The sequence below is a fragment of the Streptomyces sp. NPDC057474 genome, assembly GCF_042802555.1.
GTDB lineage: Bacteria > Actinomycetota > Actinomycetes > Streptomycetales > Streptomycetaceae > Streptomyces.
On sequence record NZ_JBHVDX010000196.1, the window covers coordinates 1 to 19,865 of the forward strand.

A 19,865-nucleotide genomic window follows, 5' to 3' on the forward strand; every position below is an offset into this window, starting at 1 on the left:
CCTGACGGTCCCTCGGCCCGGTGACGTCGTCGGCCGGGCCCGCCTCGCGGGCCCGGCCCTTCCCATCGGGAGACGGCCGGGCCGACCTGCTCGGAACCGGAAGGTATGGTCTGCGACACCACTCGGGGGGCACGCTTAAGCACGGGGCGGGGAGCACGTACGTGAACACGAGCATGGTCAAGGTCAACGTGGCGCTCGCCGCGCTCCTGCTCCTGTTCGTCTCCGTGGTGGCCCTACGCGCGGTGATCGGCCCCCGCATGACCTGGGAGTACGACAGGGTCTTTCCGGACACGAACGAGCTGTCCGACGTGGCAGCGACCGCTTCCGACGACATCTGGGTGGCCGGCGACGGCTTCCTCCTGCACGACGACGGCACCGGCTGGCAGCGCCGCCCCATGCCGGCGTCGTCCGGCGACAGCGTCCACGGAGCGCGCTTCGACGCCGTGGACTCCGGCGGCTTCCTGCTGACGGCGAGCGAGAAGGACGGGAACGCGCGGCGGATGGCCCGCTGGGACGGCACGCGCTGGACGGCGCTGCCCGAACTTCCGGGCAGCCGAGCCATGGATGTACGCGCTTTCGCCGCAGACGACATCTGGGTCCTCGACGGCAAGACCGGGGTGTACCACTGGAACGGCACCCGCTGGACCGCGACAGACCTGCCCGTAACCGTCACCGCACTCGACGGCGTCGCGCCCGACGATCTGTGGGCGGTCGGCCACCACTACCCGCACGGTCCCGACGAGAGGCTCGGGCTGCCGGGCGCCCAGCCCGCCGCCATGCACTGGGACGGCCACGTCTGGAGTCGCATACCGGTACCGGAGTACCACTACACGGTCCCGGCAGCCGAGGAACTGGCCTACTTCACCGAGGTCGCCGCGCTGGCGAAGGGCGACGTCCGTGTCTACGGCAAGCACACCTCCATCAGCGAGGACGACGAGCCCGACCCCGCTCCGGAGGATGTCCGGCAGCGGTGGAACGCCACCGCCTGGACCAAACTGCCGAACGCCGAGGGAACATGCAGCGACCGCGGCCCCTGGGTCGACGACGGTGAGCGAGGGGCGGTCCTCAGTGCCGGCCGGTACCTCACCGCGGACGGGCTCTGCGCAGGGATCGCGCAGTCGAAGCTGCCGAGCGCGGACGGCATCAGGTCCGGCGCGCAGCAGTCACTCCGGCTGAACGCCATCACGGCAGTCCCTGGCACCGACAGGATCATCGGCGTCGGCTCCGCCGGGGACTCCTCGGTGATCGTCAGCCTGGAGCGCTGACGGCCCGCCCCGCCTGAACGTGCACACCGCTCTCTGAGCGTCGGGAACCGGCACACCTTGGCCGGCGCTGTGGTCAGCCCGTGATCGGTCCCGTGTTCGCCCCGACCACCGCTGGTAGCTGAACTGCGTGCGCGGTCCGCCGAGTTGGTGTCCACCCGGACAAGGGCTGCGATGCCCGGATTCCGCCTCGCGTCGACATTGCTCGGCCACGAGTTCGTAACGAGCCGTTGACAGGGGCGCCTCACGGGGCGCAATCTCATCCCGCACTCACTTGCCAAAACGATTGGGCACGACATGGGCAGGCGGATCGGGATCAAGGACGTGGCGGCTGCCGCCGGCGTCTCAGCCACGACCGTCTCCCACATCCTCAACGCGGTCGAGGGCAAGCGCATCAACGCCGAGACCCGGCAGCGCGTTCTCGAAACGGCCCGGGAACTGGGGTACGCGCCCAACGGTCTGGCACGGGGGCTGCGACTGCAGCGGTCGAACACGATCGGCTTCGTCAGCGACCAGATCGCCACCACTCCGCACGCCGGCCGGATCATCCTGGGAGCGCAGGAGGCGGCGGCCAAGCACGGCCTGCTGCTGCTCATGCTGAACACCGGCGGCGACCCCGAGCTGGAGCGCGCGGAGATCGATCTGCTGCTGCAGCGCCAGGTCGACGGCGTCCTGTACGCGTCGATGTACCACCGGGTCGTGGAGGTGCCGGAGCGGCTGCGGTCGGTCCCCACGGTGCTGCTGGACGCGCGCTCGGACGACCCCGGCGTGCCCTCGGTCGTACCGGACGAGGTCCTGGGCGGGGAGACGGCGGTACGCGAACTGATCCGCCACGGCCACCGCCGGATCGGCTTCATCAACAATGTCGACGACATCCCGGCCACCCACGGACGCCTTGCGGGCTATCGGCGTGCTCTCGCCGAGGCGGGCATCGCCGAGGACCCGGAGCTGGTGGTGGCGGAGATCAGCGACGCCGTCGGCGGGTACCGGGCGGCGCTTGGTCTGCTGCGTGCGGAGGAACGGCCCACCGCGCTGTTCTGCTTCGCCGACCGGATGGCGATGGGCGTCTACCGCGCCGCCGCCGAACTGGGGCTGTCGATCCCCGCCGACCTGTCGGTGATCGGGTTCGACAACCAGGACCTGATCTGTGACGGCTTGTTCCCCGGGCTGACCACCGTCGCCCTGCCGCACTACGAGATGGGGGCGCGGGCTGTCGCACAGTTGCTCGCGCTCACTGGCGCCCCGGACCGGGAACTCGGTCCAGTGGCTCAGGAAATGCTGCCCTGCCCGCTGGTGGCACGGGCATCGGTCGCTTCGCCGCCCCGACTCTGACCTCGCAGCGGCGAAGCACCACCGATACAGACGGCCGTCACTACCGGCCGCCGGCACGGTCTGCCAGGACCGCGCCCAGTGAAATTGGAGGAACCCAGTGGAATCGAGAACCAGGCGCCTCGCGGTCTCGAGCATAGCCGCCCTCGTCGCGGCGGCGCTCGTGGCCGGTTGCGGCGGCACCGGGAGCACCGGCTCGTCGGGCGCCGACGGCGACACGCTGACCCTGTGGACGCACAACGCCGGCAACGCCGCCGAGTACGGCGTCGTGAAGCAGATCGTCAAGGACTTCAACGCCGGCCAGAGCAAGTACAAGGTCAAGATCCAGGCGTTCCCCCAGGGTTCCTACAACGACTCGGTGGTGGCCGCGGCCTCCGCCAAGAAGCTGCCGTGCGTCCTCGACGTCGACGGGCCCAACGTCCCGAACTGGGCCTGGGGCGGGTACCTCGCGCCGCTGGACCTGTCCAAGGGCAAGATCGCGGTGAAGGACCAGCTGCCCAGTACGGTCGCCACCTACCAGGACAAGACCTACGCGTTCGGCTTCTACGACGTGGCGCTGACCATGTACTCCCGCAAGTCGGTGCTGGAGAAGTACGACATCCGCGTCCCCACCTTCGACAAGCCCTGGACCGAGGACGAGTTCATGGACGCGCTCGCCAAGATCAAGGCGGGCGGCACGTTCAAGAACACGCTGGACCTCGGCACGGGCGACCCCGGTGAGTGGTGGCCGTACGCCTACTCCCCGATACTGCAGAGCTTCGGCGGCGACCTGATCAACCGCTCGGACTACAAAACCGCCAAGGGCGCACTGAACGGTGAGAAGGCCGTGGAGTGGGGCGAGTGGTTCCGCTCGCTGGTCACGAAGGGCTACGCGCCGCAGAAGTCGAGCAAGAGCCCCGCCGACGACTTCCGTAACGGCAAGACTGCCATCCAGTGGGACGGCAGCTGGTCCGCCCAGGCCAACGTCGACAAGTTCGGTGACGACCTGGCGATTCTCCCGCCGGTCGACTTCGGCGACGGGCCGAAGGTCGGCGGAGCCTCCTGGCAGTGGGGCATGAGCTCGACCTGCTCCAACAAGGAAGGCGCCCAGGCCTACCTGAACTTCTCCCGGCAGACGAAGTACTTCGTGGACTTCGCCAAGGCCACCGGGACCATCGCCGCCACCGACGAGGCAGCGCAACAGGTGAAGGGCTACGAGACAGGCGGCCCGTTCAACGTCTTCCTCAAGGCGGCGCAGGAGTTCGCGGTGGTCCGGCCCGTCACCCCGGCGTACCCCTACATCTCCACGGTGTTCTCCAAGACGGCTCGGGACATCCTGGCCGGTGCCGACGTCGAGGGCGCCCTGGACCAGGCAGTCAGCGAGATCGACAGCAACCTGTCGACCAACAACTACTACTCCACCGGCAGCTGACCGCATTCGCCCGTCCCGGCGGACGCGGCTCCTCCCCTCCGCCTCCGCCGGGACACGTACCTGCCTGGATGTCCTATGAGCGCCACAACGACCTCAACGTCCTCTCGACCCGGAAAAACCGATGCTCCGCCGTCGGTCAGGCCGCCGACCCGTATGCGCGCACGGCGCGGAGAGAGCCTCGCCGCCCTCGGCATGGTCAGCCCCGCCGTGTTCCTGCTGGTGCTGTTCATCGTCATCCCCGTCGTGCTGGCCTTCGCGCTGGCGTTCACCAACGCCCGCCTGGTGTCCCCGGTCCCGGCCCAGTTCACGGGACTGCGGAACTTCCGCGCCCTGGTGGACGACCCGCTGTTCTACAAGTCGCTGCGGAACACCTTCTACTTCGCCGCCGTCGTCGTCCCGCTGCAGGGCGGCCTGGCGCTGGTGCTCGCCCTGCTCGTCAACGCCAAGGTCAAGGGCGTCAACTTCTTCCGCACCGTCTACTTCCTCCCGGTCGTCACCTCGATGGTCGTGGTCTCCATCCTGTGGACACTGCTGTACCAGAAGACCGGGCTGGTCAACGAGCTCATCTCCCACCTCACCCTCGGCCAGGTTCAGGGACCGGACTGGCTGACCAACCCGTCCACGGCCATGCCCGCCATCATCGTGATGTCCGTCTGGCAGGGTGTCGGCTTCCACATGATCATCTGGCTGGCCGGACTGCAGACCATCCCGCAGGACCTGTACGAGGCGGCCGACATGGACGGGGCGACGCGCTGGGTGCGCTTCCTGCACGTCACCTGGCCCGGCCTCAGTGCCACCCGCACCTTCGTGCTCATCACCATCACCATCAACGCGTTCGCCCTGTTCACCCAGGTCGCCGTGATGACGCAGGGCGGGCCCCTGGACGCCACCAGCACCGTCGTCTACCAGGCTGTACGGACCGGATACAGCCAACAGCAGACCGGCTACGCGTCCGCGATCTCCCTCGTCTTCTTCGTTCTGGTGCTGGCCGTCTCCCTCGTCCAGCGCTTCCTCACCCGGGAGAAGGACTGACATGACCTCCCTGTCCCCCGCTCCCGCCCCGGCGCCCGCACGTCCGGGCCGCCGCCGGAGGCCGTCGCCGCGCAGGATCGGCGCGCAGACGGCGCGTATCGCGCTCGCCCTGTTCTTCTCGTTCCCGATCGTCTTCATGCTGGTGTCGTCGTTCAAGACGGACGAGCAGATCTTCGGCGACCTGGACGGCATCAAGGCGTTCCTGCCGGTCGGTCACCTCTCCCTGGACAACTACACCGGGGTCTTCGAACGGGTGCCCGCCGTTCGGTTCCTGCTCAACTCCATCGGGATCTCCGCCATCACCGTGGCGCTGAGCATCTTCATCAACAGCCTCGCGGCGTTCGCCCTGTCCCGGATGCGGTGGCGCGGCAAGAAGATCGTACTCACCGCCGTGATCGCGACGCTGATCGTGCCGTTCGAGACCTTCGCCCTGCCGATGGTCTGGTGGGTCAACAAGCTGCCCTGGCTGCAACTGGAGGGCGGCCGGCTCATCGTGACCGAAGGCTGGCTGGACACCTACCAGGTGCAGATCCTGCCGTTCGTCGGGAACGCCATGTTCATCTTCCTGTTCCACCAGTACTTCCAGAGCATCCCCAAGGAACTCGACGAAGCGGCGGTCATCGACGGGGCGAGCTGGTTCGGCATCTACCGGCGCATCGTCATGCCGCTGTCCGGCCCGGCGATCGCCACGGTGGCCATCCTGGCCTTCCTGCCGATGTGGAACCAGTACCTGTGGCCGCTGATGGTCGTCCAGAGCGAGGAACTGCGGCCGGTCATGGTCGGCATCGACTACTTCTTCCAGCTCAACCCCTCCTGGGGCGAGATCATGGCCTACTCGTCGATGATCACCGTGCCGGTGCTCGCACTGTTCGTGTCCTTCCAGCGGGCCTTCGTCAGCAGCATCGCCTCCAGCGGCGTCAAGGGCTGACCCCCACCCACGCCCTTCTCTTCCTCCGCCGCCCCCTGTGCCTCGCGCACCCTTCGAAAGGCCCCGTGTGTCCACGCCGCCCGCCGACCCCCACCTGCCCGCCGTGCACCTGCGGCCGCCCCGCAACTGGATCAACGACCCCAACGGGCTGGTCTTCCACGACGGCTCCTACCACGTGTTCTTCCAGTACAACCCGCACGCCCCGCACCACGCGAACGTCCACTGGGGCCATTTCCGCAGCCCCGACCTGATCACCTGGGAGGAACTCCCGGTGGCCCTCGCCCCCACCCCCGGCGGTGACGACGCCGACGGCTGCTTCTCAGGCAACGCCATCTCCGTCGGCGGCCGACTGGTGGCCTTCTACTCCGCCCACCGCACCGACCGCTGGTGGCAGCCGGTCACCACCGCCGAGTCGCATGACGGCGGCCGCACCTGGGCCAAGCGGCCGGAGCTGCTCATCCCGAAGCCGCCTGCGGATACGACCATGTACCGGGACCCCTACGTCTGGCAGCAGGACGGCCGCTGGCGGATGCTCGTCGGCTCGGCCCTCGCCGACGGCCGCGGAGCGGCACTGCTCTACGAAGCGGATGATCTGGAGAACTGGGTCTTCCTCGGCCCCTTCCACACCAGCGCCCGTGCCGACACCGCCGACCCGGCCGGCTGGGAATGCCCCCAGTACGCGACCTTCGGCGACCGCGGAGCCCTGATCATCAGCGACTGGACCCATCAGGACGGCCCTCGCCACGTGACGGTCCACACCGGCCACGAGGAGCACGGCCGCTTCACCGCGACAGCATCCCCCGTACGACTGGACCACGGCCCGGACTTCTACGCCCCTGCCCTGCTCAGAGACCCCGGGGAAGACCGGTGGCTGCTGTGGGGCTGGTCGTGGGAGGCACGCGACGCGGAGTGGTCGAACGAGGCCGGCTGGGCAGGCGTCCTCACGCTCCCGCGTGAGGTGACCCTGGCAGACGACGGCACGGTCGCCCAGCGCCCCGCCCGCGAACTGCTCGCCCTGCGCGGCGAGCGCGTACTGCACCGCGCCGGACGCGTGACCCAGGCCGAGGCGGTCGAACTGGCACATCTCGGCAGTACTTTCGACCTCACCGCCACCCTGATCCCCGACCCGTCCGGCACCAGCGGACTGCGCCTGGTCACTTCCGCGGACGACACCGAATACCTCGACATCACCCTCGATCCCACCGCCGGCCGGCTCATCGTCGACCGTGGCCACGCATCACTGGATCCGCGAGCACGAACGGGTACGTACACGTTGCCCTGCCCGGCCGCGAAGGTCCCAGGCACACCTGTCGAGCTACGCGTCGTCGTCGACCGCTCGATCGTCGAGATCTACCTCGCCTCCGGCCAGGTCCTCACCCTCAGGTTCTATCCGCTCGGCGACGCACCCTGGCGACTGCACACCCGCACGACAGGCACCGTCGGCACCGAATTCGTCGTCGCGGCATGGGATCTGAATCCCGGCGGAATCCACCAGCAACCCTTTCTGGCAGGCCGAGGGCAGAACGTATGACCGCCCAGCGGTGCGAGTGACCACCAGCACGTGGCACGGCGGGGCGCGCTGCCGCCCCCACGCCGATGACAGGGCACTCGTTGTCCAGCATCACATCGCTCACCGGGTAGGTGCGCGCCCGCGTTCCCGACCACTGCTTCCTCCGTCACGTCGACGTCGGCGAACTTGTCCTGCCACGGGCGCAGCACGTCGGCCGGTTCGTGTGAGGTCGTCCCCCCGCTCCAGCCGTGCACAACGCGCAGCCTTGTGGGAACGGCCCTTGTTCCAAGGGCCGTTCGGTCCACACCGGCGTCAGACCGCCCGGACGGCGACCTCCTCGTGCGGCTGCTCGCCGAGCACCACCTTGAGGGCGCCGGTGTCGGCAGCCCGGGCGAAGACGTCGTACGCCTCCTCCATGCGGTCCAGCGGGAAGGTGTGGGTGACCAGCTGGGCGGTGGGCAGGCGGCCGGCGGCCGCCATGCGCAGCAGGGTGGGCGTGGAGTGGGTGTCGACGAGGCCGGTCGTGATGGTCACGTTCTTGCTCCACAGGTCTTCGAGGTGCAGCGTCGCCGGCTTGCCGTGTACGCCGACGTTGGCCACATGGCCGCCGGGGCGCACCATGCGCGTGCACATCTCGAAGGTCTCCGGCACACCGACCGCCTCGATGACCACGTCCGCGCCGAGCCCGTCGGTCAGATCAGCGATCAACTGTTCGGGTTCCTCACGGGCGTCGGCCACGGCATCGGCTCCGAGCCGCTTGGCGGCCTCCAGCCGGGAGGCGACCAGGTCGACGGAGACGATCCGCTCGGGGGCGAACAGGCGTGCCGTGGCGATCGCCGCGAGGCCGATGGGTCCGGCTCCGACCACGGCGACGGTGTCCCCCGGGCGCACGTGCCCGTTGAGCACGCCCACCTCGTAGGACGTCGGGAAGATGTCCGCCAGCAGTACGGCGTCCTTGCTCGTGACCGCGCTGGGGAGCACATGCACGGACAGGTCGGCGAAGGGGACGCGGACGTACTCGGCCTGGGTGCCGTCGATGAGGTGGCCGAGAATCCAGCCCCCGCCGCCCCGGCACTGGCCGTAGGCGCTCTTCCTGCAGTAGCGGCAACGCCCGCAGGCGCTGATGCAGGAGACCAGCACGCGGTCGCCGGGACGTACGGTCCGGACGTCGCCGCCGACCTCCACGATCTCGCCGACCGCCTCGTGCCCCAGGACCGTGCCCGGGCGCACCTCGGGCACGTCGCCGCTGAGGATGTGCAGATCCGTGCCGCAGATGGTCACGGCGTCGACCCGCACGACGGCGTCGGTGGGTTCCTTGACGGCCGGGTCCGGGATCTCCTCCCAGGCGGACTGCCCGGGGCCGTGGAAGACGCAGCCTTTCATGACGCTCCTCACCGTCCTTCTCAGGGTGCCGGGATTACCCCACACATCCAGCTTGTCCCTCGGCCGTACGTTTCGCTCGGGCCGTCCGGCCCTCATCGCCGGCCGACGGGGTCCTTGTCGCTTCGGTCGGCAGCGAGGAGGGCCCACAGGCCCTGCCGAACCCGGGCGACAGGGACCGAACGGCCCTTCCGCGCACCCTGTCGGCACGGGTTGTCTCGTTTCATGGAACGAGGTCCACGCCGTACCGCACGCATCGCACCGTCGGTGGCGCTACCGTCGTGACTCTGCAAGGTGAGGTCGACGTCGTGACGGCGGCCTCGCTCACGGTCCGCCTGGACGCGCTGACCACCTGTCCGTGCCCCGATCTGGTGCTCGACCTGCGTCCGGTCTCCTTCATCGACTGCGCCGGGCTGGGAGTGCTCTGCCGGGCGCGGACCCAAGCGAAGGCCCGAAACGGTCGGCTACGGCTGGTCACGGACAGTTCGCCGTTCCTGCGGATCCTGCGCCACACCGGTCTGACCGGCGTCTTCGACATCCGCTCCCGGCTGCCCGAGGAGGCGGTCGGGCCGTCGGTGCCGGCGCGGACAGCAGCACGGTGTGGACGCCGGACTTCAGGTACAGAGGGCCAAGTCGCGGTCCCGGAAGCGGCCGGTGGACTCGATCACGACGTCGACGCCGTGGTCGCCCCACTGCAGAGCCACCGGGTCGCGCTCGGCGGTGGCGGAGATGCGTCGTCCGTCGACCGTGAGGGAGCTGTCGCCGTGCCGGACGTCGCGTCCGATGCTGCCGAACGCCGAGTCGTACCGTTGATGCCGACGCGTACGGTCATGGTGGTGAACTCTCGTGTGGGGCAGGGGTTTTCAGGCGTTCCAGCTCCAGTCGGCGACCTCGGGCAGGTCGGTGCCGTGCTCGCGGATCCAGGCCTGGTGGCGGGTGCGGACGTCGGCCATCTGCTGCCGTACGGCGGCGGCGCGGACGGCGAGGCCGGGGACGCGGTCGACGACGTCCATGACCGACCCCACACGCACAGCGCGTCGAGCCCGCGCGCCTTGATCACCCGGTTGAGGTGGGTGTACACGAGGTTGAGGCCGGGCGAGGTGCCCCAGTGGCCGAGCAGCCGGGGCTTGATGTGTTCCGGTCGCAGGGGCTCGGTCAGCAGGGGGTTCGCCATCAGGTAGATCTGACCCGCGGCCAGGTAGTTGGCGGCCCGCCAGTGGGCGTCCAGGGTGCGCAGCTCGGCGTCGGAAAGTACGGTGACGTTCTGGTGTTCGACCTTGGTCATGGGTGACTCCGGAACTCTTCGACGGGGATCATCGGGCGGTGGAGGCGAAATGGCCGACAAGCAGGCGGCGAAGGTGCCGCGCGCGGCGTACGAGAAGGAACTGCTGCGCCTGCAGATGGAGTTGGTGAAACTCCAGGAGTGGGTGCGGGCGGAGGGCGCCCGGCTGGTCGTGATCTTCGAAGGGCGGGACGCGGCGGGCAAGGGCGGCACGATCAAGCGGGTCGCCGAGCACCTCAACCCGCGCGTCGCCCGGATCGCGGCGCTCCCCAAGCCGACGGAGCGCGAGCGCACCCAGTGGTACTTCCAGCGCTACGTCGAGCATCTGCCCGCCGCCGGGGAGATCGTGCTGTTCGACCGGTCCTGGTACAACCGGGCCGGCGTAGAGCATGTGATGGGCTTCTGCACGAACGAGGAGTACCGGCTCTTCCTGCGGCAGTGCCCGATCTTCGAGCGCATGCTGGTCGAGGACGGGATCCTGCTGCGCAAGTACTGGTTCTCGGTGAGCGACACCGAGCAGCAGGAGCGGTTCCGCAAGCGGCTGGACGACCCGCTGCGGCGCTGGAAGCTGTCGCCGATGGATCTGGAGTCGCTCGCCCGCTGGGAGGCGTACTCCCGGGCCAAGGACGAGATGCTGGTGCACACCGACATCTCCGAGGCGCCCTGGAACCTGGTCGAGAGTGACGACAAGCGCCGGGCCCGGCTGAACATGATCGCCCATCTGCTGGACTCCGTGCCGTACCACGAGGTCCCGCCCCCGGTGCTGGATCTGCCCGTGCGCCCGCCGTCGACCGGCTACCAGCGCCCGCCGCGTGATCTGCAGACGTACGTCCCCGATCACGCGGCGAGTCTCTGAGCAGCCGGTCACCGCGCTCACTCCTGCTCGGGCACGATCACGACCGGGCAGGCGGAGTGGTGCAGCACCCCGTGGGTCACCCGGAGCCGTCGACGCCGACGACAATCGGTAGGTCCATCGCCATCCTGATCACCGTCCCATGCCGAGGTCGAACACGATCCGGGCCTTGACCTGGCCGCGCGGCACCTCGTCGATGGAGTCGTTGACGCAGGCCAGGGGGCGCGTCTCGCAGATGACCCTGGTCCGGCCGGCCGCGTGCAGCTGGAAGACCTCGGCGAGGTCCTGCCGGGTGCCCACGATCGAGCCGATCACGCTCGTACCCTTCAGGACCTTGTCGAAGATCGGGACCTGAACGGTGCCGTGGGCGGGCAGGGCGACCATGACGAGCTTGCCGCCGCGCCTGAGGCCCGCGTTGACGGCCGCGAAGGCCGCGTCGTTCACCGCGAGTGCGATGGCCGCGTGGGCGCCGCCGCGCCGCTTGAGCACCTCGCCGACGTTCTCCTTGCGGGCGTCGATGACGATGTCGGCACCGAGTTCGGTGGCGAGTTCGAGCTTCTCGTCGGTGACGTCGATCGCGGCGACAGTGACTCCGGCGATCTTGGCGTACTGCACGGCGAGGTGGCCGAGTCCGCCGATGCCGGAGATCGCGACCAGCTGCGCGGGCCGCACCTCGGCGACCTTGAGCGCCTTGTACGTGGTCACGCACAGGTCTTCCACGGCACACCACGCCCGGCCACCGCCGCCTGACGGATCTGCCCCGGCACCTGGTCCTCCGCGGAATGTCCGTGCCTCGTGCGAGGCTCATGGCATGGACGAATGCCGTCCTCATGGACGCGGTGGACGGCAGATCGTCCCGCACGGAGCCGGGCAGGGCCCTGGAGATCCACCGTCAACCACATCGCGGCATGCGGGTCCGGCTCGCCGCCGACCACGACCTGTGCGTCACGTTCCCAGTCGTCGAAGTCGCCTTTCGAGTCCGCATCGCCTGCGGCCGGCGGTGACCCCGACGGCATCGGACCGTGGGCGGGCGTCGTAGGCCCCCGCAGCGTCCTCTGCTTATGAGACGGCCAGGCGTCGGAACCGACTGTTGTGGAACACCAGGGGTTCGCGATCGGGTTCGGCCTTCAGACCCTGGATCTCCAGCAGAACGATCGTGTGGTCGCCACCGGGGAGCTCGGCGTGCAGCGAGCAGTTCAGCCAGAGACTGGCGCCGTGGATGTACACGCCGCCGTCCTCGTCCGCGTCCCAGTCGACTCCGACGAACCGATCGCCCTCCTTACCGGCCAGCGACCGGCAGATCGCGTCCTGTCCCTGGGCGAGCACACTCACGCCCACATGGCTCCGTCGCCGCAGTTTCGGCCAGGTCGCAGAGGTGTCCTGCACGCAGACCGATATCAGGGCAGGTGAGAGGGAGACCGGGGTGAACGTGCTCGCGGCCATGCCCACCGGGGTGCCGGAGTCGAGTGCGCACACGGCTGTCACCCCGGACGGGAAGCAACCGAAAGCCTGGCGCAGCAGGGCGGGGTTGGTCGGTGTCGCGTCGAGAGGGCTCATCGGGGGCCACCCTTCCGGTGTCGGCGTGTGTGGTGGGGCCGTGCTGCGGCGCGGATCGCGGGGGTTCGCGGGACGGTGGTCAGTGGCGTATGCATCGCTTCCTCGGAGGTCTGGAAAGGTTCCTGCCGGGAGCCGTTCTCGGTGTCACAGGTGTCGGCCTGATCCGTGCAAGGGGTGGGTGGAACTCGCGCGGCGTCGGCTCCGTCCTCGGCTCGTCGGTGTCCGCTACCAGGCGTCAGCTCTGGCCCGACAGAACCGCGCCGAGCTGCCGCAGCGCGCCCGTGTTGCCGACCACGTGCTGGGAGACGCAGCGGACATCGCGCCAGCGGCGCTGCAGCGGACTGGTGCTGTAGAGGCCCGCGCTGCCCGAGAGGGTCATGATCTCGTTGAGGATCCGGATGCCCTCGTGGTGGATGTGCTGGGTGGTGCCCTTGTAGCTGAACCACTCGGCCGCGGTGGGCGCCTCTCCCCCGAGGGCACGGTCCATGACGACGCGTCCGGTCTGCTCCGACAGGGCGGCCAGCGCCGCCGCCCGCAACTGCAGCTCGGCGAACTCCTCCTGGAACACCGGGTCCTCACCGAGGAGGGCCCTCGGGTTGAACGCCGGCCGCTTGGTGGCGGCGAGTTCGGCGAGATCGTCGAGTGCACCGTCAAGGGCGCCGAGGACGACGGCGTCGTGTGAGGCCCCAGTGGGTGAATAAGGCAGGTCGTAAAGGGGGGCGGGGATGTTGTTGTCGCCGAACATCGGCCCCGTGTGGTGCTCGGGCACGAAGACGTCGTCCATCGTGAAGTCCGTGCTCTGCGTGGCACGCAGGCCGACCGCGTCCCAGGTGTCGAGGAACGTGACCTGCTCGGGCCGGAACAACGCGACCCGCATGTCCGGGCGGCCGTCCGGCAGCGGAGGCGCCCCTTCGACCAGAAAGCCTCCGAGCATCCAGTCCGGAGTGAACGGGCCGCTCGCCAGCGGCCATCGGCCACTGATCCGGTAACCGCCCTGCACCGGCGTCGCCAGTCCCTTCGGAGCCACCGCTCCTCGGAGCATCAGATCCGCGCCGCTTCCGAACACCTCTTTCTCCAGCGTCTCCCGGGGCAGCGACCGTACGAAGAACCACGCCATCGAAGCGGCCTGGACGGTCCAGCCGGTCGATCCGTCGGCGCGGGCGATCTCCCGCACCACCCGGGCCCCTTCCAGCAGCCCGAGCTGCTCGCCACCCCACACCCGGGGCAGGGCCATCCGGAACACACCGGCCTCGCGCAGTGCGGCGACGATCTCCGCCGGGACCGCCCGGGCGTCCTCTCCCTCGGCGGAGCGTGCGGCGATCCGGGGAAGGAGTACGCGGACGCGGTCGAGCACACTGTCGCCCATTCCTCGGTCTGTGGATCGGGTGGGGTCAAGAAGGGTGGTCATGGAGGTCTCCTCGTTGGGAGTGCGGGGGCTTGCTCGTAAACCGAGCCTTTTCCACAGGTGAACTGCGGCTTAGGATGACATCCGCGTTACGGCCAGGAAAAGCTGAACTTTCCGATAAGTCTTATTGAGATTTCCCATAGCAGCAGGAGAGAAATGGCAGCCAATTTTTCCCTCCGCCAGTTGGAATACTTCGTCGCCGTGGCGGACACCGGCTCCATGAGCGCGGCAGCGGTGCGGTGCCATGCCTCCCAGGCCAGCATCTCCACAGCGATCGCCGACCTCGAACGCCGCCTCGGCGTGCAGTTGCTGATACGACGTCGGGCGAAAGGGGTCTCGCTCACCGAGGCGGGCAGCCGGATTCTCGGACGGGCGCAGGCGATGTTGACTCAGGCCGACGAGATAACGGCCGGCGCCCAGGCCGAGGAAGGCCAACTGGCCGGCCGCCTGACTGTCGGCTGCTATGCGGCCCTGATGCCTTTCCTGATCCCGCTCCTGGTGGACGGGTTCACTCGGCTTCACCCGGCGGTCAACCTGGAACTGATCGAGGGTCAGCAAAACGAAATGAGACAAGCCCTGGTCCAGGGCTCATGCGATGTCGCCCTGATGTACGCATTCGGTGACGAAGGCGGCCTGTCCTGTACGACGCTCCGCGCAAGTCGCCCGTACGTCATCGTGTCCGCCGACCACCCGATGGCGGGGCGTGAGTCCGTCTCACTCGCCGAACTGGCCGACGAGCCTCTGATCATCTACGCGGAGCCGCCCGCCCAGCAGAACGCCGACCACTGGTTCTCCCTCGCCGGAGCACGGCCGAACATCCGTTACCGCACCTCGAGCATCGAGGCGGTCCGCAGCATGGTCGCCCGCGGTCTCGGCTTCGCCACGCTGATTCAGACCTGGCCGACCGATACCAGCATCGAAGGACTCCCCCTGGTATCCGTGCCGCTCAGCGACCCGCTGGACAATGTCGAGCTCGTGATCGCCCACGCCTCGCACGTCAGCCCCACGCACCGGGCCCGCGCGTTCCTCCAGTACGCCGAGCAGACGCTCGCCGACGCCGGCGGGCCGGACACCATCGACTGACGCGCGTCCGGCTCCGGCCGCCCCCGGCGAACGGCGGCAGCCCCACGGACGGGTGGACACCGTGGGGCTTGCATCCGCTCGGGCCAGGCGCCGCTTTGCCCCTGTCAGGTGTCGCGCTCCGCGCCGACGAGGACGAAGGCCATGGTGGCCGGCCGGTCGCTGCGGTTGCGCCAGCTGTGGCGGGTGCCGTTCTGGATCACGATGTCCCCTGCCGAGAGGGGGGTGCGGTGGCCGTTGTCGAGTTCGAGGACGATGTCGCCCTGCAACACGATGCCGTAGTCCACGGTCGGCGTGGTGTGCATGCCGTCGGGCTCCATGAGGTCCGCGATGCCGGGCGAGTCCGCCCGCTGTTCCCGGTCGAAGGCGACAGGGTCGAACGCCGGGTCGGCCATCGCGGTGTCCGGCGGGAAGGTCAGGACGATGAACCGTGTACCGCCGGGCGCCGGGAGCAGGCTGGTGACCTTCGGCGTGGGGTCTTCCCCTGTCCGGCCGGCCTGCTCGCCGGGTTCGGTGGCCCACGGCAGGCGGGACACCCAGCCCGGGAGGCTGGTGAACTCCCGGCTGCGCGGGATGGGGCCGTCGCTGACGACGACCGACCTGCCGTTCTCGTCATGGCCTGTGACAACTCTGCGCATACGTCTCTCCTCGTTCGGGTCCGTCGGGTCCGTCGGGTCCGCCTGGTCCGCCTGGTCCGACGAACTTCTCGAATCGCTCGGTGTCAGTCGGGCCGGCCGCTGCCGGGCTCGGCCGGGACATCGAGCGCGGCTGCCCAGGCGTCCAGGACGTCCGCCACTGTTGGGGCGGGCGCCCGCAGCAGGGCTGCTGCCACCGTGCGTACGAACAGCCGGTGCCGGTCGTCCGTGAGGTACTCCGCCGGGGACTTGCCGTCCACGCGCGCGAGCAGCAGCGCCGGCAGCAGTGACGCGACCCGCGCCTCAAGGGCCGGCCGGGGCTCCCAGTCGACGCACCGGACGTACTGCTCCGTCAGCGCCCGGGCGGAGTCGAGGAGACCGACTCGGTGCCCGGGTACCACCAGGCTCTTGAGGAGCAGATGGTTGACGCAGAAGGCCAGGTCGAAGGCCGGGTCCCCGTACCAGGCGCACTCGGCGTCCAGCAGCACGGGCCCGGCAGGGCCGACGAGGATGTTCTTGGGGCTGACGTCGCCGTGCACCAGGGCCAGGTGGGTTGTGGCGGTGCGATGGGCGAGGCCTTGGAGGATGTCGCTCAGCTCGGGGTGCGCCGCCGCGGTGGCCAGCAGGTACGGCTCGATACGCAGCGCGTGGAAGTTGTCGTCGGTGGCGAACTCCTCGGCGAGGGCGTCATCGCCCGCGCTCGCGGCGTGCAGGGTCCCGAGCAGCTCTCCGACGGCCGCGGCGGTCGCCCTCTCCACCTGGCCGCCGAACAGCTGCGCCTTCCACACCGGGTACTGCCCGGGGGGCAGGAACGCCATCGCGAAGAGGCCGGCCTCGGCGTCATGGGCCAGCAGCTCCGGCACGCTGTCCGGCCGATGCCGGGACGCGAAACGCATCCACGCCCATTCATAGGCGTTGCGCGACACCGGTGCCTGCCAGTCGGCGGCGACCCGCAGCCGGGCCAGGGCCCGCTTCACGCACAGGGAACGTCCCGGCAGGTCCACCCGCCACAGGTCGGACGAGACACCGCCGGCCAGCGGCGTCCAGCGTGCGGCCTCGCCGGGCCTGGCGAGGCTGTGGGTGAACAGGAAGTCGGCGAGCGAGGTGTCCGGCACCGGGTCCGGACTCACCGGCGCGGAGGGCGAGCTCATCGCCGGTCACCCGACCCGGCGGGCAGACCGCGGGGGCTGTTGCGGGCGTGGGCCGGTTTCTCGCCCGCCAGGATCCGAACGACCTCCTCGGCGGCACGACGGCGCAGCTCCGTGACCGAGGCGTCGGAGGAGAAGGCGACGTGCGGGGTGAGCAGCGCGCCCGGCTGGGCCAGCAGTCCGTCGGGGACGTGCGGCTCGCTCTCCAGGACGTCGAAGGCGGCTCCGTCCAGGTGCCCGCTGTCGAGCGCCTTGATCACCGCGTCGGTGTCCACCAGGCCGCCCCGGCTGACGTTGACCAGCAGGCCGCCCCGCCGCATCAGCGCCAGTTGCTCGGCTCCGATGATGTGGTGCGTGTCCGGTGTGAGCGGCACGTGGAGGATCACCACGTCGCTGCGGCGCAGCAGCTCCTCCAGCCCGGCCATCTCCACTCCGGGGGTGTCCTTCGGCGGGTGCGGGTCGTGGGCCAGGATCCGGCAGCCGAACGCGCCGAGCCGGCCGGCGGTGGCGCGTCCGATGCGCCCGTATCCGACGACGCCGCAGGTCAGCGTCGACAGCCGACGCAGCCGGGCACTGGCGGGGTCCCAACGGCCCGCACGGACGTCCCGGTCGAACACGGCCAGGCCCCGTGTCCAGGCCAGCACCATGCCGACGGCGTGGTCCGCGACCTCCTCGACGCAGTAGTCGGGCACGTTGGTGACCCAGACACCCCGGTCGGTGGCTGCCTCCACGGCGATGTTGTCGAGGCCGACGCCGAGCCTGGCCACGATCCGCAGGTCCGGCGAGGTGCCGATCGCGGTGGCGGAGACGGGCGCCCAACAGGTCAGGATGGCGGCGGGCCGGTGGTCGGCCACCAGTTCCTCGATGGCCTCGGCGGAGGCGGGCTCGGCCGGGCCGGTCACCAGGGTGTGGCCCGCCTCCTCGATGACGGATCGCTCGACGGAGTCGTCGGGCCAGGCGTAGTCGGTGAGCAGCACGGTGCCTGGGCGGCTCGATGGGTTCATGGCAGGTCGTCCTCGCAGAATCGTGCGGCCGCGGCGGACGGTCGGGCGTCGCGCCCGGTCGCGTCCGGTGAGCGGGTCTGATCGCCACCCGGAAGGGCGGCCGACGGCATGTCCGATGGGCCGTCGGGCGCCTCGGGCGGGTCGGAGGGGGTCACTGGGCTCGTCGGCGCTCGCCGACTTGTGGTCGGGGCAGGCGCCGCGGTAGGGCCCTGGAACGGATCACGGGATACCAGGGCACGTCGGATCACTTTGTCACAGCCACGTGATGCTAACGATAGCATTCGACACCTTCGACACGTCAAGGGTGCGACATACACCTGATCGTCGACATCCCGCCACAGGGCCCCTTCCAGAACGGAGGAACCCGGCCGCCACGGGAAACCGGGAGGAGCGAAAGAAAACCCGGGTACACATCTTGACGCGCCCGGTACTTCCCTTCATGGTTTCTGCCAGCGCCGACCGTGTGACCGAGAAGTGTCCGCACGAAGTCCGGCTGTCGAAGACGCCATAGCCACGGACGTCCCCGACGGGCGATACACGGCTGAATTCCGTATGCGGTGTCCGACCGCGCGGCAGCCCGTCGCCCCCATTCCCTCAGTCGACGACCGCTACCGGCGCCGACGCGAGTCCGTGTTCAGCTCACCGCTTCTCGCTCATCGCCCGTACGGACCCCGTACCGGCGATGGATCCGCCACGGCCCGCCGTGGCCCATTCCTCTTCAGGAGCCGCTATGACTCACGCAGCGCAAGTCGACACCACTGCGGTGCCCGCCGGCGAAACGCCGGAAGGCAGCCGGCCCACCATTTCCCGCCCCATGATCGGCGTGGGCTTCCTGCTGATCGTCCTCTCCTACATGGTCAACGCGATGGACCGCCAGGTCTTCCCTCCCCTGCTGCCCAACATCCGCGAGGAGTACGGGTTCTCCCTGGAGCAGGGCGGGCTGCTGGCGACGAACTTCACCCTCGGCATGGCCCTCGCCGGCCTTCCCGCCGGCTACCTGCTCGACCGCTTCCGCCGCAAGACCGTGTTGCTGGTCAGCATCGTGATCTACTCCCTGGGCACGATGGCCACACCGCTGGCGACCGGTTTCGCCGACATGACCCTGTACCGGGTCGTCTCGGGCTTCGGTGAGGGCATGCAGTCCGCCGCCATCTTCGCGGCGATCGGCGCCTTCTTCGCCCAGCGGCGTGGCCTCGCCTTCGGCGTCATCGGCGTGGGCTACTCGATCGGTGTGTTCATCGCACCGCTGATCGGTGTCGGGCTGATGAGCATGCACGGCACCTGGCACTCGCCCTTCTACCTGTTCGGAGCGGCCGGGCTGCTGATCGCCACCGCCTCCCTGTTCCTCGTGAAGACCGGCCTGACCGAGCACTCCGTCGAGAAGGTCGCCTCGACCGGGACCTACGAGTACATGCCGGATTCCGCCTACAACCGCAACACCATTGCTCTGGCCGTCCACGCGGTCATCAGCGGTGTGGCCCTCTACGGGTTCCTCGGCCTCTACCCGACGTTCCTCATCACCTCGCTGAACTACACCCCCGGGCAGGCCGCACTGGCCATGAGTCTCCTCGGCTTCGGCGGCATGACGGCCGTGTTCGGCGGCTGGCTCGGCGACCGCGTCAACCAGCGCAACCTGCTGATGCTGAGCCTGCTGGCCGTCTCCGCCATCAGCGTGTGCATCTACACGACCCACGCCACGGTGGGGATGCAGTGCCTGTTCGCCTTCCTCATGGGCGCCTTCGGGCTGGGCTTCATCTACCCCAACACCAACAGCGCGATGCAGCGGGCCGTCCGCCCCGGCCAGATCGGACGCGCCTCCGGTTTCTTCGTCACCAGCTACTACGGACCGGCGGCATTCTCGGGCCTGCTCTTCGCCGCCCTGGTGGACTCCTTCGGCTGGAGCCAGGCCGGGCTGCTGCAGGTCACGGTCCTGCCGCTGCTGGGCGTGGTGGCCCTGGCCTTCGTCCGCACCTCGCAGTTCAACAACGCGGCCGGCCAAGCGCTCCGCTAGGGCACAGTGATGAACCCGCGGGCCGGTGGGGGCCGGCC

General features: G+C 69.4%; 18 protein-coding genes and 3 pseudogenes. 11 read left to right on the plus strand and 10 right to left on the minus strand.

Going from position 1 to position 19,865, the window contains the following annotated elements:
* Window positions 1-161: 161 nt before the first annotated feature.
* From ACFU53_RS36865 to ACFU53_RS36890, 6 genes are all read left to right on the plus strand, one after another.
* Window positions 162-1,265, plus strand: a complete 1,104-nt coding sequence (locus ACFU53_RS36865) for a hypothetical protein (RefSeq protein ID WP_384002759.1) — start codon at window positions 162-164, stop codon at window positions 1,263-1,265.
* A gap of 294 nt (window positions 1,266-1,559) precedes the next feature.
* Window positions 1,560-2,594: a LacI family DNA-binding transcriptional regulator gene (locus tag ACFU53_RS36870; protein WP_384002762.1), complete on the plus strand. Its 1,035-nt coding sequence runs from the start codon at window positions 1,560-1,562 to the stop codon at window positions 2,592-2,594.
* 97 nt (window positions 2,595-2,691) lie between these two features.
* A complete protein-coding gene (locus ACFU53_RS36875) occupies window positions 2,692-4,002 on the plus strand; it encodes an ABC transporter substrate-binding protein (RefSeq protein WP_384002765.1) in 1,311 nt (436 codons plus the stop codon).
* A 153-nt stretch (window positions 4,003-4,155) separates the two neighbouring features.
* A complete protein-coding gene (locus ACFU53_RS36880) occupies window positions 4,156-5,034 on the plus strand; it encodes a carbohydrate ABC transporter permease (RefSeq protein WP_384002768.1) in 879 nt (292 codons plus the stop codon).
* Between the two features lies 1 nt (window position 5,035).
* Window positions 5,036-5,962, plus strand: coding sequence for a carbohydrate ABC transporter permease (locus ACFU53_RS36885; RefSeq protein WP_384002771.1), 927 nt, complete (start codon window positions 5,036-5,038; stop codon window positions 5,960-5,962).
* A 67-nt stretch (window positions 5,963-6,029) separates the two neighbouring features.
* Window positions 6,030-7,493 (plus strand): glycoside hydrolase family 32 protein, encoded by a 1,464-nt coding sequence (locus ACFU53_RS36890; RefSeq protein WP_384002775.1) that lies wholly within the window; start codon window positions 6,030-6,032, stop codon window positions 7,491-7,493.
* 291 nt (window positions 7,494-7,784) lie between these two features.
* On the opposite strand, the gene ACFU53_RS36895 is transcribed toward ACFU53_RS36890, so the two are convergent.
* Window positions 7,785-8,855 carry a zinc-dependent alcohol dehydrogenase family protein gene (locus tag ACFU53_RS36895; RefSeq protein ID WP_384002778.1) on the minus strand — a complete coding sequence of 357 codons (1,071 nt, stop codon included), beginning with the start codon at window positions 8,853-8,855 and terminating at the stop codon, window positions 7,785-7,787.
* Between the two features lie 197 nt (window positions 8,856-9,052).
* Here ACFU53_RS36895 and ACFU53_RS36900 point away from each other — a divergent pair.
* Window positions 9,053-9,391, plus strand: a pseudogene (locus ACFU53_RS36900) (STAS domain-containing protein); the annotation flags it as partial.
* Window positions 9,392-9,466: 75 nt separating this feature from the next.
* Here ACFU53_RS36900 and ACFU53_RS36905 read toward each other — a convergent pair.
* The 3 genes and pseudogenes from ACFU53_RS36905 to ACFU53_RS36915 form a co-directional block, all read right to left on the minus strand.
* Complete coding sequence (locus tag ACFU53_RS36905) at window positions 9,467-9,709, minus strand: glyceraldehyde 3-phosphate dehydrogenase NAD-binding domain-containing protein (protein ID WP_384002811.1); 243 nt, start codon at window positions 9,707-9,709, stop codon at window positions 9,467-9,469.
* Window positions 9,710-9,715: 6 nt separating this feature from the next.
* The gene (locus ACFU53_RS36910) at window positions 9,716-9,865 is read right to left on the minus strand and encodes a hypothetical protein (protein WP_384002781.1); all 150 of its coding nucleotides are present in this window, start codon (window positions 9,863-9,865) and stop codon (window positions 9,716-9,718) included.
* 5 nt (window positions 9,866-9,870) lie between these two features.
* Window positions 9,871-10,137, minus strand: a pseudogene (locus tag ACFU53_RS36915) (phosphoketolase); the annotation flags it as partial.
* 49 nt (window positions 10,138-10,186) lie between these two features.
* Between ACFU53_RS36915 and ppk2 the strand changes: the two are divergent.
* Window positions 10,187-10,990 (plus strand): polyphosphate kinase 2, encoded by an 804-nt coding sequence (gene ppk2, locus ACFU53_RS36920; protein WP_384002784.1) that lies wholly within the window; start codon window positions 10,187-10,189, stop codon window positions 10,988-10,990.
* Window positions 10,991-11,119: 129 nt separating this feature from the next.
* Here the strand turns inward: ppk2 and ACFU53_RS36925 are convergent.
* Window positions 11,120-11,692, minus strand: a pseudogene (locus tag ACFU53_RS36925) (zinc-binding dehydrogenase); the annotation flags it as partial.
* A gap of 101 nt (window positions 11,693-11,793) precedes the next feature.
* Here ACFU53_RS36925 and ACFU53_RS36930 point away from each other — a divergent pair.
* Window positions 11,794-11,991 (plus strand): hypothetical protein, encoded by a 198-nt coding sequence (locus tag ACFU53_RS36930; RefSeq protein ID WP_384002787.1) that lies wholly within the window; start codon window positions 11,794-11,796, stop codon window positions 11,989-11,991.
* Between the two features lie 55 nt (window positions 11,992-12,046).
* On the opposite strand, the gene ACFU53_RS36935 is transcribed toward ACFU53_RS36930, so the two are convergent.
* Window positions 12,047-12,544, minus strand: a complete 498-nt coding sequence (locus ACFU53_RS36935; protein WP_384002790.1) for a flavin reductase family protein — start codon at window positions 12,542-12,544, stop codon at window positions 12,047-12,049.
* A 235-nt stretch (window positions 12,545-12,779) separates the two neighbouring features.
* On the minus strand, window positions 12,780-13,952 hold the full coding sequence (locus ACFU53_RS36940; protein WP_384002793.1) for an acyl-CoA dehydrogenase family protein: 1,173 nt from the start codon (window positions 13,950-13,952) through the stop codon (window positions 12,780-12,782).
* A gap of 153 nt (window positions 13,953-14,105) precedes the next feature.
* On the opposite strand from ACFU53_RS36940, the gene ACFU53_RS36945 reads away from it, so the two are divergent.
* The gene (locus ACFU53_RS36945) at window positions 14,106-15,032 is read left to right on the plus strand and encodes a LysR family transcriptional regulator (protein WP_384002796.1); all 927 of its coding nucleotides are present in this window, start codon (window positions 14,106-14,108) and stop codon (window positions 15,030-15,032) included.
* Between the two features lie 104 nt (window positions 15,033-15,136).
* Here ACFU53_RS36945 and ACFU53_RS36950 read toward each other — a convergent pair whose 3' ends face one another.
* The 3 genes from ACFU53_RS36950 to ACFU53_RS36960 all read right to left on the minus strand — a co-directional run bounded on the left by ACFU53_RS36950 (window position 15,137) and on the right by ACFU53_RS36960 (window position 17,816).
* Window positions 15,137-15,667, minus strand: coding sequence for a cupin domain-containing protein (locus ACFU53_RS36950; protein ID WP_384002799.1), 531 nt, complete (start codon window positions 15,665-15,667; stop codon window positions 15,137-15,139).
* Between the two features lie 83 nt (window positions 15,668-15,750).
* Entirely contained in the window at window positions 15,751-16,815 is a 1,065-nt protein-coding gene (locus ACFU53_RS36955) for a phosphotransferase family protein (RefSeq protein ID WP_384002802.1), read from the minus strand.
* Window positions 16,812-17,816, minus strand: a complete 1,005-nt coding sequence (locus tag ACFU53_RS36960) for a C-terminal binding protein (RefSeq protein ID WP_384002805.1) — start codon at window positions 17,814-17,816, stop codon at window positions 16,812-16,814. The genes ACFU53_RS36955 and ACFU53_RS36960 overlap by 4 nt, the downstream gene beginning before the upstream one ends.
* 730 nt (window positions 17,817-18,546) lie before the next feature.
* Between ACFU53_RS36960 and ACFU53_RS36965 the strand changes: the two genes are divergently transcribed.
* Entirely contained in the window at window positions 18,547-19,827 is a 1,281-nt protein-coding gene (locus ACFU53_RS36965; protein WP_384002808.1) for an MFS transporter, read from the plus strand.
* Window positions 19,828-19,865: the final 38 nt, after the last annotated feature.

Excerpts from the sequence above, each read along its gene's own strand:
- ACFU53_RS36870 (WP_384002762.1), top strand. The coding sequence starts at position 1,560 with ATGGGCAGGCGGATCGGGATCAAGGACGTGGCGGCTGCCGCCGGCGTC.
- ACFU53_RS36880 (WP_384002768.1), top strand. The coding sequence starts at position 4,156 with ATGCGCGCACGGCGCGGAGAGAGCCTCGCCGCCCTCGGCATGGTCAGC.
- ACFU53_RS36885 (WP_384002771.1), top strand. The coding sequence starts at position 5,036 with ATGACCTCCCTGTCCCCCGCTCCCGCCCCGGCGCCCGCACGTCCGGGC.
- ACFU53_RS36895 (WP_384002778.1), bottom strand. The coding sequence starts at position 8,855 with ATGAAAGGCTGCGTCTTCCACGGCCCCGGGCAGTCCGCCTGGGAGGAG.
- ACFU53_RS36910 (WP_384002781.1), bottom strand. The coding sequence starts at position 9,865 with ATGGACGTCGTCGACCGCGTCCCCGGCCTCGCCGTCCGCGCCGCCGCC.
- ppk2 (WP_384002784.1), top strand. The coding sequence starts at position 10,187 with ATGGCCGACAAGCAGGCGGCGAAGGTGCCGCGCGCGGCGTACGAGAAG.
- ACFU53_RS36930 (WP_384002787.1), top strand. The coding sequence starts at position 11,794 with ATGGCATGGACGAATGCCGTCCTCATGGACGCGGTGGACGGCAGATCG.
- ACFU53_RS36935 (WP_384002790.1), bottom strand. The coding sequence starts at position 12,544 with ATGAGCCCTCTCGACGCGACACCGACCAACCCCGCCCTGCTGCGCCAG.
- ACFU53_RS36940 (WP_384002793.1), bottom strand. The coding sequence starts at position 13,952 with ATGACCACCCTTCTTGACCCCACCCGATCCACAGACCGAGGAATGGGC.
- ACFU53_RS36945 (WP_384002796.1), top strand. The coding sequence starts at position 14,106 with ATGGCAGCCAATTTTTCCCTCCGCCAGTTGGAATACTTCGTCGCCGTG.
- ACFU53_RS36950 (WP_384002799.1), bottom strand. The coding sequence starts at position 15,667 with ATGCGCAGAGTTGTCACAGGCCATGACGAGAACGGCAGGTCGGTCGTC.
- ACFU53_RS36955 (WP_384002802.1), bottom strand. The coding sequence starts at position 16,815 with ATGAGCTCGCCCTCCGCGCCGGTGAGTCCGGACCCGGTGCCGGACACC.
- ACFU53_RS36960 (WP_384002805.1), bottom strand. The coding sequence starts at position 17,816 with ATGAACCCATCGAGCCGCCCAGGCACCGTGCTGCTCACCGACTACGCC.
- ACFU53_RS36965 (WP_384002808.1), top strand. The coding sequence starts at position 18,547 with ATGACTCACGCAGCGCAAGTCGACACCACTGCGGTGCCCGCCGGCGAA.